This window comes from Streptomyces sp. NPDC092296, assembly GCF_044755465.1.
Taxonomy (GTDB): domain Bacteria; phylum Actinomycetota; class Actinomycetes; order Streptomycetales; family Streptomycetaceae; genus Peterkaempfera.
Genome location: NZ_JBIVRB010000009.1, coordinates 149,978 through 163,823, shown reverse-complemented (window position 1 = coordinate 163,823; position 13,846 = coordinate 149,978). Strand labels below are relative to the sequence as shown.

Sequence of the window (13,846 nt, the reverse complement as noted above, 5' to 3'; positions counted from 1 at the left end):
CCGGCGCACCCCGCAACAGACCCGCCACCCGCCCGGTCCGGAGCCCCTACACCAGGCCCACTGAATCGACCTCAGCGCCCTCGGCACTGCCGACCGTGGTGAGGAAGTCATGGAAGGCCCGGTGCGTGCGTGCGGCATCGCCGGTTGCGTCCAGGTCCATGAGGAGGCCACGGATGACGGCGAGCACGACGGTGGCCAGCTCGGGGCGCCCGAGGCTGCGCATGCCGGCCTCGATGGGCGCGAGCCAGTCGGTGGTCGCGGTCCGCCGAAAGCCGGGCCAGAGGGGCTCTCCTGCGGTGTCGTGCAGCCGGCTGAACATACGGAGGTAGGGCTCGCCTTCCGGCCCGGAGATCGCGGACCAGGCGCGGGCCAGGGTCGCCGGGTAGGGCTCGTCAGGTCGCAGGCGTATCAGGTCGGTGAAGGCCTGGAGCTGGCGCTGCCGGGCCTGTCCGAGGATCTCGCGGAGCAGTCCGTCACGGGTTCCGAAGTGGTAGATCAGCATCCGGCTCGAGGTGCCCGCGGCGGTGGCCAACGGCTCGAGCCGGTCGGGGAGCCCGTGCTCGAGCGAGTAGTCGGTGCACGCGAGGAGAAGCCGCTGTCTGATCTGCGGTTGTCGCTGCCTGCCCATCGCGTCATCGTTTCACGTAACTGATGGTACGTCTACTATGGCTCGACAGGTAGCCGAAAGAAAACGAGGAGGTCATGATGAGGGTCGTCTTCGTGCACGGGGCATGCGTCAAGGACGGATCGTGGTGGTGGCACCGAACCGGTGAGCTGCTGGCCGAGCGGGGTGTCACCAGCGAGGCGCCCGCCCTGCCGAGTTGCGGCGAGACGGGTGAGCCGCCGGGCGCGGGAGGCCCCGGGCTGGCCGAGGATGTCGCCGCAGTCAGACACGTGTTGACCGCGAACGACGAACCGACCGTCGTGGTCGCCCACAGCTACGGCGGGATCGTCACCGCGGAGGCAGCTGCGGGCATCGACGCCGTACGCCACCTGCTGCTCGTGTCGAGCTACCTGCCCGAGGTCGGGCAGAGCCTCTCCTCGTTCGGCGGCGAGGAGCCCGCCCCGTTCCTCGACATCGATCCCGAGGCCGGCACCTTCACCGTCCGGCCCGACGCTCTGGCCGCAACGTTCCTCCAAGACTGCGATCCGGAGATCCGGCGACGGGCTGCGGACCGGACGGCCCCGCAGAGCCTGGCGGTCCTTGAGCAGCCGGTGAAGGCAACGGCGTGGCGGCACGTGCCCTCGACGTACCTCGTCTGCGCCCAGGACAGAGGCACCCCCGCCCAACTGCAACGCGAGTACGCCGGCCGGGCGGGCAGCGTCGTGGAACTCGACGCCGGCCATCACCCGTTCCTCTCCCAGCCGGCCGCGGTACGCGAAGTGATCCTCGGCCTGTGACGGCGCCCGGCCGCGCGTCGGCGGACCGCCGAGCGCTCCTGCTCCGGGCGTACGCGGCTTACCGCAACCAAGACGTCGAGACCCCCTCGGCGCTGGTGAGCGATGACGCCGACCGGCCCGGGTGTCGTGCGGCTGCCGCCGCTGCTGTCCCGCTCGCTGATCACCCCGGCCCGCGGTCCGCACTCCCGGAAAGCTCGCCGCACTCAACGCGACCCGCAACCCGCGCCGCACCGAGAGCACAGCCGCTGCGGTGGGTCTCCATTGCCCTGGGCCACGGCCTCCCCGGCGCAGGCGGCCCCGAGCGGCGGGACGGCGCCGGCCGTCCGCGACCGCCGGTCCGGTCGGTGATCCCGGCCGGACCATCCCTGTGGGCGCGGGCCGATGAGCGGATCACGGCGCCTGAGGAGCGAATCGGGCGACCGCCTGCGCCTGTGAACTGCGGCGATTTTCTTGGCGAGCCTGGCTGTGATTCATCGACGATGCGGCGGTTCGAAGCCAGGGCGGCGGTCGTGGGACGTTATTACGGTGCGTAACCGTCCGGTGGATCGGCTTGGAGGGTGATGGCTGGTGGCGGCAGAGCCGGGAACCCCGACGATGCTCTCCGCGGCCCGGGGCGGCCGTGCGCGGGGTGTTCTCGAACGGTTGTCGGGTGGCGTACCTGCATGGGGGTAGGAATGAGACGCGGGGGCCGGTTTCGGATGGTGCTGCCGCGGAGGGCCGATGTGCGGGGACGGACGGGTCGTGAACGCCTGGCTGGCCCTGCTGAGCCGGGACTGGCTGGGCGTACCGGTCGCGCTGCTGGTGACGGCGGTGGGCATCGGCCTCGTGGCGTTGGAGAGCGCCTGGGCGGTGGCGCTCGGGTGGTCGGCCGTGGCTGTCGGTGCCCTGCTGGCGGTGGGAGCGGTGCGGCACCTGCTGCTGGTGGCCCGCGAGGCGCGGGCGCGGCCGATGCCGGGGAAGCTGGTGGATGTGGGAGGCCACCGGATGCACGTTCTCGCGGAGGGCGATGCCGGGGACGGGCCGGCCGTCGTCTGGATGCCGGGGGGACACGCCCCGGGTGAGGAGTTCCGGCAGCTGCATGAGATGACGGCGACGTGGACCCGTTCGGTGCTGGTCGACCGCTTGGGCTCGGGCTGGAGTGATGCCGGGCCGTTCCCACGGACGACGGCGGCCGAGGCGGAGGAGCTGGTGGCGGCGCTGGAGGGGGCGGGGGAGCGGGCCCCGTACGTGTTCGTCGGCCACTCCTTCGGCGGGCTGCTGGTCGCGAACGTGGCGAGGAGGCGGCCGGATCTGGTGGCGGGACTCGTGCTGCTGGACCCGACACCGCTGGAGGTCATCGCCTTCGGGCCCAATCCGATGGTCGCCGGGGTGCGTCGGAGGTTCGTGCTGACGGCAGTACGGCAGCTGTTCGGTGTGCACCGGGATGCCGGTGGCCGGACCGGCCGGGCCTGCGCCGCGGCGTCGATCTTCGCCGAACTGTCGCCGTCCGGCCTGGCGGGGGTGGGCTGGGAGATCGTGGTGTACGACGAGGATCTCGGCGATCTGCCGTTGGTGCTGGTCATACCCCGGGATCTCACAGGCGGCGACACGGTGCTGGACGCCGCCCGGGACCCGGCCGAGGCTGAACGGACCGCCCGCTTCTACCTTCGGACGAGGACCCGCTACCTGGCGGCGTCGACGGCGTCCCGGCTGGTGTACACGCCGGAGGGCACCGGCCACGACTTCCCGCGTGAGGTTCCCGGGTTCGTGGCCGAGGTGGTCGGGGATCTGGTGCGGGAGGTGAGCGCGATCAGCCCTTGACGGTGCGGGCGGAGTCGGCCCGGGTCGGGTGCCGGCGGGAGCAGGGGCCCGGCCCCACGGCGCTGCCGGTGCGCTCGCAACGGCGGTGGACCGGGTCGCCGTCGGGGCCGTGACCGGTCTCGACGCACTTCTGTGGGTCGTCGGCCGGTCGGCCGGGCGTTGCCGACGAGTAGGGCGGCGGTGTCCGGCAGCGGCGGCGACGCGGCGCCGACCAGATCGGTGCCGACCGTCACCGCGTCCGGCCGGGCGGCGGTCACGACGGCCTCCCCTGGGGCGGAGCCGTGCGCAGGCTCGGCACGGACGCCAGCAACGCCCGGGTGTACGGGTGCTGCGGGGCGCGCAGAAGGGACTCGGTGGGGGCGGTCTCGACGATCCGGCCGTGCCGCATCACCGCCACCGCGTCGGAGACATGGCAGACCGCGGGCAGGTTGTGGCCGATGAACAGCACGGTCAGGCCGAGCCGCCGTTGGAGTTCGCGGATCGTGTTGAGGACGGACGCCTGGACCGAGACGTCGAGCGCCGAGGTGATCTCGTCGGCGATCAGGAGGCCGGGTTCGACGGCCAGGGCGCGGGCGATGGCGACCCGTTGGCGCTGGCCGCCGGACAGTTGCCGTGGCAGGCGGTCGGCGAGCCGGGGGTCCAGGCCGACGAGGCCGAGCAGGCCGGTGACGCGCTCGGCGCGGGCGTGCCGGTCGAGCCGCTGGAAGACGGTGGCCGCCTCGACGAGCGTCCGGCGGACCGTCATCCGGGGATCCAGCGCGGTGTCGGGGTCCTGGAGGACGACCTGGACCAGACGGCCGAGCCGACGCCGGTCGCGGACGGTCCGGACACGGATCTCCCGGCCGCCCAGCAGGACCCGGCCCCCGTGCACGGGGACGAGCCCGACGATCGCACGGGACAGACTGGACTTCCCCGAGCCGGATTCGCCCACCAGCCCGAGCGTGGTGCCGGACGGGATGTCCAGCCAGACGCCGTCCACGACGGTGACGGGGCCGCGCGGGCCGTGGTGGCGGACGGTGAGGCCGCAGAGGCGCAGGTCCGTCATGACGGTTCCGCCTCCACCTGCTCCACCTTCACCCGGTCCGCCTCCGCCTGATCCGCCTCCGCCTGATCCGCCTCCACCGGAGTCGTCCACACCGGAGTCGTCCCCGCCGGAGCCGTCCCCACCCGGTCCGCTGCCGCCGGCATCGGATACCAGCACGCGACCCGGTGGACCGCGTCGAGGCTGTCCAGCGGTGGGGCCTCCTCGGCACAGGGTTCCCGGCGGCGTGGGCAGCGGGGCTCGAACGGGCAGCCCGGGGCGGCAGCCAGCGGATCGGGCGGCGCGCCCTCCACCGTCGGCAGCGGCCGGTCGCGGTGCCCGGCGAGGTCCGGCACCGATTCGACCAGTGCCCGGGTGTAGGGGTGCCGGGTGGCGTCGGCGAGGCGGTCGGCGGGCAGGGTCTCGACGATCGTCCCCCCGTACATCACCAGGACGCGTTCGCACGACTCGCCGACGAGCGCGATGTCGTGGCTGATGAACAGGATGGCGGCGGAGGTGTCCTGCCGGAGGTCGGAGAGCAGCCGGGTGATCTGCCGCTGCACGGTGACGTCGAGCGCGGTCGTCGGCTCGTCGGCGATGATCAGGCTAGGCCGCACCATGAGTCCGGCCGCGATCATCACGCGCTGGCGCTGCCCGCCGGAGAGCTGGTGGGGGCGGGAGCGCAGCACCGCTGGGGGGAGGGCGACCCGGCGCAGCGCTTCGGCGGCGTCCGCGGCGGCCTGGGCGCGGCTCAGGCCGCGGTGGGTCCGGGCGGTCTCGGTGAGCTGGGTGGCGACACGGAGCGACGGATTGAGCGCGGAGGCCGGATTCTGGAAGATCAACGCCAGTCCGGTCGCGAGGTGGTGCTCACGCTGCTTCGGCGTCATGACGGCGAGGTCGGCGCCGAGCAGACGGAGAGTCCGGCGGGACACCCGCGCCCCGTCCCGGAGGAGGTCGGCGATCGCGAGCGCGGTGAGCGACTTGCCGGAGCCGGACTCACCGACGAGCCCGACCATCTCGCCGGGGCGCAGCGAGAAACTCACGCCGCGGACCGGCCGGATCGTGCCGTGCGGAGTGGGGAGTTCGACACCGAGGTCCTCGACCTGGAGCACGAGGCCGTCCTCGGCGGGCCCGCTCGGCGCGACCGGCGGCGCGGGTCTGCCGGGTGCCCGGTTGCGTCGGGCAGCGCCCCCGGCCAGGACCTCACCGAGCAGTTGGAACGTCAGGGCGGCGTAGAGGACGGCCAGGCCCGGGGCGAGCGCGGGCAGGGGTTCGGCGTAGATGCGGTCGAGCCCCTGGTCGAGCAGCTGTCCCCAGTCGTAGCCGGGCGGCTGGACGCCCAGGCCGAGGAAGCTCAGCCCGGAAAGCGCGACCAGGGCCGTGCCCGCCGCCGTGGTGGCGCTGAGCAGCAGCGGCTCCGCGATATTGGGCAGGACATGTCGCCACAGCAGCCGGTACCGGCGCAGGCCGAGGACCCGGGCCGCAGCCAGGTGGTCGGTGCCCGCGACGGCGGCGGCGAGCGTCTGGGCGAGGCGGGCGAAGCCGGGCACTCCCGCGACGGCGAGGGCGAGCACCGCCCCGCCGGCGCCCGCGCCGAACACGACCGCGAGGAAGAGCGCGACCAGGAGCGCGGGGAAGGCGAGCAGGAGGTTGATCAGCGCGCCGAGCCACCGCCGGGTGCGGGGACCGACGACTGCGGTGGACGCCCCGAGGAGGACGCCCGCACCGGCGCCGACCAGAGCCGCCGCCAGCGCGAACAGCAGGGAGGGCCGGGTGGCGGTCAGCACTCGGGCGAGCACGTCCCGGCCGAGGTCGTCGGTGCCGAACGGGTGTGCTGCGGACGGGCCCCGCAGCACCGCAGCGGGATCGGGGCGGTCGGCCGCCGCGCCCCAGACGAGCGGGCCCGCCAGCGCGAGCACGACCAGCGACGCCAGCATGGCTGCCGCGATCCAGACCATGGGCGGGCGCGGACACCTGGTGGAAGGGGACATCGGCTGCTCACCCCTCCCGGATCGCGGAACGCGGATCGAGTACCGCCAGCAGCATGTCGACCAGGAGGCCGGCGAGCAGCACGGTCGTGCCCAGGATCAGCACCATCGCCTGGACCACCGGGTAATCCTGCGCGACCACGGACTGCGCCATGGCCGAACCGATGCCGGGCCAGGCGAACACCTTCTCGACCAGCATCGTGCCGGCGATCATGGCGGGCAGCAGGCTCCCGGCGACGGTGAGCGTGGCGGTCGCCATGTTCGGCGCCGCGTGCCGCAGGTAGCGGCGCGCGGGGGACAGCCGTTTGCTCCGGGCGGTGCGCATGTAGTCCTCGTCCAGCACCTTCAGCGCCTCCACCCGGACGATGCGCACCAGGACGGCGGTGGGGGCGAGGGAGAGCGCGAGGACCGGCAGGACGAGGGACGCGGCGCCTGCCGCGCCGGCCGCCGGGAGCAACTGGAGGCCGACGGCCAGCAGTGCGGTGAGCCCGGCCGCCAGGACGAAGTCCGGCACCCCGGTCAGGCCCGCGCTCACCGCCGTGAACGCCAGCTCGGTGCGCGGATGCCGGCCGTCGCGGGTGCGGACGGCGGCGAGCAGGCCGCAGGGCAGGGCGACGGCGAGGGTCACGAGGAAGGCGAGGCCGGCGATCTCCAGGGTGGCCGGCAGCCGAGTGCGGACCAGTTCCGCGACCGGGGTGCCGGTGATCAGCGAGGTGCCGAGGTCGCCGTGCAGGAGGCCGTCGAGATAGTGGCGGTACTGCGACAGGAAGGGGGTGTCGAGCCCGAGCCGGTGCCTCTGGGCGGTCACCAGGGCGGGCGGGGCGTCCACGCCGAGCGCGGCGCGGACCGGGTCGCCGGGGACCAGGCGGACCATCGCGAACGACGCGGTGAGCACGATCCCGAGCGAGAGGAGCAGCCGGGCGGTCCGGCGGCCGAGGAACGCCGTCCACGGGTGCCGCAGCAGGTGGGGTACGGACACGCTGGGTCCCCCGGTCACTGGTGGAGGCGGATGCTGGTGGGGACGAGCCGGCCGCCGAAGGTGGTCGTGAAGGTGGTGCGGTAGCCGTAGACGGTGCTCCGGCCGTCCGCGATCGGGAGCGCGTCGGCCGAGCGGAGGAGTGCGGCGGCGGCCCGGTTCCAGGTGTCGCAGCCGGCGGTGTCCGCCTCCCGGAGCGCCCGGGTGACCAGCGCGTCGTACTCGGGGTTGGCGACGCCCGCGAAGTTGAGACCCCGGGCGGGGGTGGGGCCGGAGAAGAACGGGACGAAGCCGACCGGCAGGGCGAAGCCCGGTGAGGTGCCGACCACGACATCGAAGTCACCGGTGCGGTACATGGCGTTGACGAGGGCCGGCAGGCTCTCGGTGACCAGCCTGACGTCCGCGCCCAGCGACGTCCAGGTCCGGGCCATCAGCTCGGCGACGGAGGGCAGGGTCCGGCCGAGGTCGGCGCTGGTGATCAGGCGTAGCCGGAGCGGTCGGCCGTCCTTGGCGAGGGGGCCGCCACCGGCGCGGGTCCAACCGGCGCCGCGCAGGGCCTTGGCCGCGTCCGGCGCGGGCAGGTTGGCGGCGGCGAGGTCGGCGTGGCAGACGGCGCCGTCAGCGCCGAAGTCGGTGGCGGGCCGGCCGGTGCCGCCGACGGCGACGTTGGCGAGCCCCTGGCGGTGGAGGGCGGATACCAGGGCCCGGCGCAGGGCGGGGTCGGCCAGGGGTCGGCCGGGGCGCTGGTTGAAGAAGGTCAGTCCGACGACGGTCGCCACGTCGGTGGTGGCGAGGCCGCGGCCGGTGAGCCGGGCGCGGTCCGGCCCGTCCACGTTCGCGATGTCGACGCCCCCGGTGATCAGCAGGTTGGCGGCGGTGGAGGCCCGGGGCACCACGGAGACGACGAGGTGTGCGGGGAGGCCGGGCTCCGCCGTCGTCGCCCCGGCCGGTCCCCAGGTGTAGCCGTCGCGGACGGTGAACTCGTACGGCCCGCCGGGGGTGTAGCGGGTCAGCACATAGGGGCCGGTGCCCTGGGTGGTGCGGTCGAGCGACCGGGGGTGGTCCAGACCGGCGGGGCAGACGATCGGCAGCAGACCGAGGGTGCGGGTGAGGAACGGGAAGGGGGCGGTGGTGGTCACCGACACCGTGCCGGTCGGGTCGTCGGCGCTCGCGGTGAAGGGGACGGTCGGCAGGACGGCCTGGGCGCCGGCGAGTTGGTTGGCCGGGTCGCCCGCGTAGGTCAGCGCCCGGGTCACCGCCGAGGCGGTGAGGGGCGTGCCGTCGGAGCAGGTGACGCCCGGACGGAGGGTGAAGGTGGCGGTGGTGGTCGTGGCCTGCCAGGACGAGGCCAGGCCGGAGACCAGGGTGCCGTCGGCGGCGACGTTGACCAGCGAGTCGTAGGCGTAGCCGGCCTGGGCGGCGCCGAAGGCGGAGTACGGATCGAAGCTCGGGGTCTCGGCGGATGCCGCGATACGGACGGTCCCGCCGGCCACGAGGGGCGTGGTCGTGGCGGACCGCCCCGTGCTGCCGCAGCCGGCCAGCACGACGGTCGCGGCGGTCACGCCGGCCGCCAGGCGGATCGGCAGGGAACGGCGGGGCATGGCGTCATGGTGCCACCGGGCTCGGACGACGGAGGGTCAGCCCGGCGGCGTGGACAGTCCGTGCCGAGAGGGGGGAGACGCCTGCCCGCTGGGCCGGAGGCCACCGGGGCGGGCGCGGTGCGGCCCACGTGATTCACCCGTTCGTGGGACAGCGCGGCTTCCCCCCGGTCGGCCGGCGACCGGGGCGGCGCACCGTCGCCACACTTGCGGCATGAGGACGGACGAACCGGGCCGTGAGATCGGCCGCCTGGCGGACCGCTACTGGGGGTTCCTGCTGGAACGCGACCCGCTGCTGAGGGTCCGCCAGGGGCTCCGGGTCGAGACGCTGCCCGGGGCATCACTCGCCGAGGCCGAGGAGCGGGCGCGGTTCGCCCGGGGCGTGCTGGACCGGGTCCGGATGCTCGACGGCGCGGAGCTGTCCGGTGTCGACGCCGACACCGCGGCGTTCCTCGCGGCGCTCGCCGAACAGGAACTGCGGGCCTGCCGCTGCTACTGGCTGACGCCCGCCGCCACGCCGTACCGGCTGTTCCCGCTGTCGCTGTACACCGACGCGGTGCTGCGCCCGTTCACCTTCACCGGACGACCGGACGTCCAGCGGTACCTGGGGCTGGTGCACCGGCTGGGCCGGGTGGTCGGCTCGATCGTCGACAAGGCGGTGCAGCAGGCCGCCCACGGCTTCCGGGTGCCCGCTCCGGCCCTGGCCGGTGTGCGCACCACCGTCGCCGGCCTGCGGTCCTCCGTGGCCCGCCGGGTGGCAGTGGACGACGACCGGCTCGTCGGACTGGGGCCGGCCGACCGAGGGCTACTCCGGGACGGCGTGCGACGGCTGGTGGCGACCGAGCTGGTGCCGGCCTTCGACCGGTTGCTCGCCGCCGTCGACGACCCGGCCTCCGCGTGCGGTGCGCCGCAGGCCGTCGGCTGGGCGCGGTACGAGGGCGGTGAGCAGGCGTACCGGGAGTTCGTCCGGACCCACACCGGGGACGGCGTGCCGCCCGAGCGGCTCCATGAGCTCGGCCGCGAGCAGTGCCGCGAGCTCGCCGAACGGATGGGGGAGTTGCGGGCGGCCCTGGGCTTTCGCGGCTCCGAGGCCGAGTTCCACGACCGGCTGCGGGCCGAGCCCCGTCTGTACGCCCGGACGCCGGAGGAGGTCGAGGCCCGGTACCGGGGCCACCTCGACCGGCTGGCCCCGCTGCTGCCGCGGTGGTTCGCCGCTCTGCCGGCCGCCCCGTACGGGCTGGCCCGACTGGACCCGGCCCTGGAGGCGGGGATGACCTTCGGATACTACGAGCCGCCGACCGCAGCCGACCCGGTCGGGCGCTACCGCTACAACGGCTCGGAGCTGGACCGGAGGTCCCTGCTGGGCTCGGCCTCGCTGATCTACCACGAGCTGGCACCCGGGCACCACTTCCATCTCGCCCGGCAGGCGGAGAGCCGCACCCTGCCGCAACTGCGTCGTGAGGTGGCGGAGTTCGGCGCGTTCAACGAGGGCTGGGCCGAGTACGCGGCCGGCCTCGGCTGGGAGATGGGCCTCTACGACGACCCCTGGGACGCGTACGGGCGCCTTGCTCAGGAGCGGTTCACCGCGCAGCGGCTCGTCGTCGACACCGGGCTCAACCTCGGGACGATGAGCCTGGAGCAGGCGCGGGACTTCATGCGCGCCAACTCCACCGAGGCGGACGGCCAGATCGACTCGGACCTGCTGCGGTACTCCACGGACCTGCCCGCGCAGGCGCTCTCCTACCGTGCGGGCTACCTGGAGTTCACCCGGCTGCGGGCCGGGGCCGAGGCGGGCTCGGGCGGCGGCTTCGACGTGCGGGCCTTCCATGAGGTGGTGCTGGGCGGCGGCGGGCTGCCGTTTGCGGCCCTCCGGCGGCGGGTGGCGCGTGAACTCGGATACCAGCATCAATAATTATGAAAATACGATCGAATCGTTCAATGGGTGTCCTTGCAATCCGTGGTGCCCAGAAAGGTCAAGAGCACTCGCACGAGTGAACCGGCCCAGGCTGTTCGGCCTTGATGCCCACGGTTCGACTACGGTGGTGGCAGAGCGGGCAGTGGGCTCCACCCCTGAGGAATTCGGCTCGGCAGGTTGACTGCCGAATTCCGGAAGCGGAAGCGACCCCGCTGTGTCCGCCCGGCTGGGCGCTGCTTCGCTATCCGCAGTGTCCGGGCCCCCTGTCATGCGTATATGTAGAGAGGATGGAGCATCATGCCGCCCCTAGTACCGCCCTTCCTGGTCGGCCTCGTCGTCGCGCCACTCGCCAAACGGCTCCTCAAGCCGCTGATGCGCGGTGTCGTCAAGACCTCCGTCGGCATCGTCCTTGAGGTGAAGAAGGCGGCCCACGAGGCCGGAGAGAACATCCACGACCTCGCGGCCGAGGTCGCCGCCGATGTGGTGGCGGCGCAGATCGCCGCCGGTGACGGCGGAGCCCGTACGGGCGACGGCCGGCCGGCCGCCGCCGGGAAGGGCGACTCCGCCGATCGGACCGAGGGCGAGGCGAGGACCCCGAGGGTCCGTACCACCGCCGGCGTCGGCAAGGCGCACTGACGGCCCCGGTCGCCTGGGCGCACATTCCGGCCGGGCTCGGATGCGCGTCCGGGCGGCGGTCGGCCGCAGGCCCGTCGGCCGGGTTTCCCTCCTCCTTCAGAATTCCACTCCGTCGCAGTAATACGTCACGCCCGTGACGTTTTCAGCGACCTCCGCAAAACAGGTGATCGTACACATGCCGTCTCTGCTGGGTGCCGCAGCCGGGAATCACGTCGTGGATCTGGAAGTGCGCCTGCGATCGGTCATTCCGGGCCGTCAGCGCTGGGACGTCAAACCGGTTCTCGGGCGGCCCCGGGCGGCCGAAGTCCTCGCCGCGGCCCTGCGGCGGATCCCCGGGATCACCCAGGCGCAGGCCAACCCGATCACCGGCCGGGTCCTCGTCCGGCACGATGTGCGCGTAAGCGCCGCAGACGTCGACCGGATCATCCGCAGGGCCGTCGCCCTGGTCACGGAGGGTGTGTCCAGGGTCGCCCGTCCCGGGCCGGCCCGGTCCGCCGCCGAACCGGCCCCGCGCGCCGACCGTGGCGTCGTGGTACGCCCCGTGCTCGCCGTCGGGGGCGGCGTGGCGGCCGGGATCGCCCTGATCCGCGGGTCGGCGCTCAGCAGGCAACTGGTCGCGCTGGGCGGCGTGGCGGCGGCGACCGGGGCCGTCGTCCGGAAGGCCTGGCGCCGAACGGCCGACGCGACCACGGACCTGCCCGGAGCCGGAACCGAACGACACCCCCTGCTGGAGATCGTCGGACCGCACCGCCGGCGGCTCTGCCGTGCCTCCGCCCTGTCCGTCGCCTGCCAGATCGCGGAGATGGCGCTCGGCACCTTCCTCGGCTGGACCGCGCTGGTCCTCATCAAGGGCGAGGCCGCGCCGCTGATCCGCTTCGGCCTGACCACCGCGTCCGCTCAACTCTGCGGACTGGCGGGGCTGGTGGCCGCCGCCTGCGCCGCCGTGGCGGGCCTGTCGTACGCCTCGAACCTCCAGTGGCGCCGACTCGGCCAGGACATCGAGCACGACTGGCGGGGCCGCACGTACGCCCACGTGCAGCACCTCGAACTGCGACACCTGGAGGGCGAGCGGACCACCCGGGTCGCCGGCGCGCTCACCGAGGACGTCCGCCAGCTGGGCGCCTTCTTCGCGACCTCGGCCGGCGACCTGCTGCAACTGGGCACCAGCCTGGCCGTCCTGGTGCCGCTGTTCCTGCTGCTGGCCCCGCAGATCGCCTGGATCGCGTTCCTGCCCATCCCGGTCATCGCCTGGCTGTCGTTCCACTACCAGGACAAGGTCGCGGCCGACTACGCCGTCTCCGGCGAGGACCGGGCCAGGCTGCACAGCCAGCTGGTGAACACCCTGGAGGCCGGCGCCACCGTCAAGAGCTTCTGCACCGAGGACTACGAGGCCGAGCGCATCGACGAGCTGAGCGGTCAGGTCCAGGAGAGCAGCCGGCAGACCGACCGGAGCACGATCCGCCACGCCGAGATCGTCCGGGTCTGCACGACCAGCTCGATGGCCGGCACCCTGCTGATCGGCGGCCGGGCGGTGCTGAGCGGCAGTCTGCCGTTCGAGGTGTTCAGCCCACTGATCGGACTGCCCCAGATGGTCCTGATGCGGATGAACCGGCTCGGCGGCATCGTCGACCAGTACCAGCGCACGCTCGCCGCCCACGACCGGGTCCGGCGGCTGTACGCCCTGCCCGCCGAGACCGAAGGAACCGGCGGTCCGCTCGACGTCGAAAAGGTCCGGGGCGAGATCGTCCTCGACGGCGTGACCTTCGCCTACCCCGGCCGGCCGCCGGCCCTGGAGGACCTCTCCCTGACCATCCCCGCCGGGCAGGTCACCGCCCTCGTCGGCGCCACCGGCTCCGGCAAGACGACGGTCGCCAAGCTGCTGATGCGCTTTCAGGACGTGGCGTCCGGCAGCGTGCTGATCGACGGGCGGGACGTGCGCGACCTACCGCGCAGGGATCTGCGCCACGCGATCGGCTTCGTTGCCCAGGACCCCTTCCTCTTCGACGGCACCATCGCCGACAACATCCGCTACGGCAGCTTCGGGGCCTCGGACGAGGCCCTGGTCGAGGCGGCCACGATGGCCGAGGCGCACACCTTCGTCGCGTCGCTGCCGGACGGCTACGACACGGTGATCGGCGAACGCGGCGCCGCCCTGTCCGGCGGCCAGCGGCAGCGGATCGCCCTGGCGCGCGCGATCCTCAAGGACGCGCCGGTCGTGATCCTCGACGAAGCCACCTCCGCCGTCGACAACGAGACCGAGGCCGCCATCCAGCGCACGCTCCGTGTCTTCGCGGCCGACCGGACGATGGTCGTCATCGCCCACCGGCTCTCCACGGTCCGCCACGCCGACCGGATCTACGTCATGGACAGGGGCGGCGTCGTGGCCGAACAGGGCACCCACGACGAACTCCTCGCCCGGCACGGACTCTACGCATCCCTCTGGCAGCTCCAGGCCGGCGAACTCGCCGCCTGACCGCACCGGCCGCGCCGCCCGACCACCCACCGCGTGAC

Annotated in this window: 11 protein-coding genes; 5 read left to right on the top strand and 6 right to left on the bottom strand. The window is 73.6% G+C overall.

What is annotated here, in order from left to right; translation table 11 throughout:
* Positions 1-46: 46 nt before the first annotated feature.
* Positions 47-628, bottom strand: coding sequence for a TetR/AcrR family transcriptional regulator (locus ACIQGZ_RS20540; protein ID WP_402603576.1), 582 nt, complete (start codon positions 626-628; stop codon positions 47-49).
* Positions 629-705: 77 nt separating this feature from the next.
* Between ACIQGZ_RS20540 and ACIQGZ_RS20535 the strand changes: the two genes are divergently transcribed.
* Complete coding sequence (locus tag ACIQGZ_RS20535; RefSeq protein ID WP_402603574.1) at positions 706-1,401, top strand: alpha/beta fold hydrolase; 696 nt, start codon at positions 706-708, stop codon at positions 1,399-1,401.
* A gap of 741 nt (positions 1,402-2,142) precedes the next feature.
* Positions 2,143-3,201: an alpha/beta hydrolase gene (locus ACIQGZ_RS20530; RefSeq protein WP_402603572.1), complete on the top strand. Its 1,059-nt coding sequence runs from the start codon at positions 2,143-2,145 to the stop codon at positions 3,199-3,201.
* A 253-nt stretch (positions 3,202-3,454) separates the two neighbouring features.
* Here the strand turns inward: ACIQGZ_RS20530 and ACIQGZ_RS20525 are convergent, their stop codons facing one another.
* The 4 genes from ACIQGZ_RS20525 to ACIQGZ_RS20510 are packed head-to-tail and all read right to left on the bottom strand — an operon-like array spanning position 3,455 to position 8,787.
* Complete coding sequence (locus ACIQGZ_RS20525) at positions 3,455-4,246, bottom strand: ABC transporter ATP-binding protein (protein WP_402603571.1); 792 nt, start codon at positions 4,244-4,246, stop codon at positions 3,455-3,457.
* Positions 4,243-6,180 carry a dipeptide/oligopeptide/nickel ABC transporter permease/ATP-binding protein gene (locus tag ACIQGZ_RS20520; RefSeq protein ID WP_402603569.1) on the bottom strand — a complete coding sequence of 646 codons (1,938 nt, stop codon included), beginning with the start codon at positions 6,178-6,180 and terminating at the stop codon, positions 4,243-4,245. The genes ACIQGZ_RS20525 and ACIQGZ_RS20520 overlap by 4 nt, the downstream gene beginning before the upstream one ends.
* A 40-nt stretch (positions 6,181-6,220) precedes the next feature.
* Complete coding sequence (locus ACIQGZ_RS20515; protein ID WP_402603568.1) at positions 6,221-7,189, bottom strand: ABC transporter permease; 969 nt, start codon at positions 7,187-7,189, stop codon at positions 6,221-6,223.
* A gap of 14 nt (positions 7,190-7,203) precedes the next feature.
* Positions 7,204-8,787, bottom strand: a complete 1,584-nt coding sequence (locus ACIQGZ_RS20510) for an ABC transporter substrate-binding protein (protein ID WP_402603566.1) — start codon at positions 8,785-8,787, stop codon at positions 7,204-7,206.
* 211 nt (positions 8,788-8,998) lie between these two features.
* Between ACIQGZ_RS20510 and ACIQGZ_RS20505 the strand changes: the two genes are divergently transcribed.
* Entirely contained in the window at positions 8,999-10,696 is a 1,698-nt protein-coding gene (locus ACIQGZ_RS20505) for a DUF885 domain-containing protein (protein WP_402603564.1), read from the top strand.
* Between the two features lie 300 nt (positions 10,697-10,996).
* Positions 10,997-11,335 carry a DUF5132 domain-containing protein gene (locus ACIQGZ_RS20500; protein ID WP_402603563.1) on the top strand — a complete coding sequence of 113 codons (339 nt, stop codon included), beginning with the start codon at positions 10,997-10,999 and terminating at the stop codon, positions 11,333-11,335.
* A 142-nt stretch (positions 11,336-11,477) separates the two neighbouring features.
* Here ACIQGZ_RS20500 and ACIQGZ_RS20495 read toward each other — a convergent pair whose 3' ends face one another.
* Complete coding sequence (locus tag ACIQGZ_RS20495; protein WP_402603562.1) at positions 11,478-11,723, bottom strand: hypothetical protein; 246 nt, start codon at positions 11,721-11,723, stop codon at positions 11,478-11,480.
* Between the two features lie 141 nt (positions 11,724-11,864).
* Here ACIQGZ_RS20495 and ACIQGZ_RS20490 point away from each other — a divergent pair, with 141 nt between their 5' ends.
* Positions 11,865-13,808, top strand: coding sequence for an ABC transporter ATP-binding protein (locus ACIQGZ_RS20490; protein WP_402603561.1), 1,944 nt, complete (start codon positions 11,865-11,867; stop codon positions 13,806-13,808).
* The last annotated feature ends 38 nt before the right edge of the window (positions 13,809-13,846 follow it).

Coding starts and splice junctions, on each gene's coding strand:
- ACIQGZ_RS20500 (WP_402603563.1), top strand. CDS start 10,997: ATGCCGCCCCTAGTACCGCCCTTCCTGGTCGGCCTCGTCGTCGCGCCA.
- ACIQGZ_RS20540 (WP_402603576.1), bottom strand. CDS start 628: ATGGGCAGGCAGCGACAACCGCAGATCAGACAGCGGCTTCTCCTCGCG.
- ACIQGZ_RS20525 (WP_402603571.1), bottom strand. CDS start 4,246: ATGACGGACCTGCGCCTCTGCGGCCTCACCGTCCGCCACCACGGCCCG.
- ACIQGZ_RS20505 (WP_402603564.1), top strand. CDS start 8,999: ATGAGGACGGACGAACCGGGCCGTGAGATCGGCCGCCTGGCGGACCGC.
- ACIQGZ_RS20520 (WP_402603569.1), bottom strand. CDS start 6,180: ATGGTCTGGATCGCGGCAGCCATGCTGGCGTCGCTGGTCGTGCTCGCG.
- ACIQGZ_RS20510 (WP_402603566.1), bottom strand. CDS start 8,787: ATGCCCCGCCGTTCCCTGCCGATCCGCCTGGCGGCCGGCGTGACCGCC.
- ACIQGZ_RS20535 (WP_402603574.1), top strand. CDS start 706: ATGAGGGTCGTCTTCGTGCACGGGGCATGCGTCAAGGACGGATCGTGG.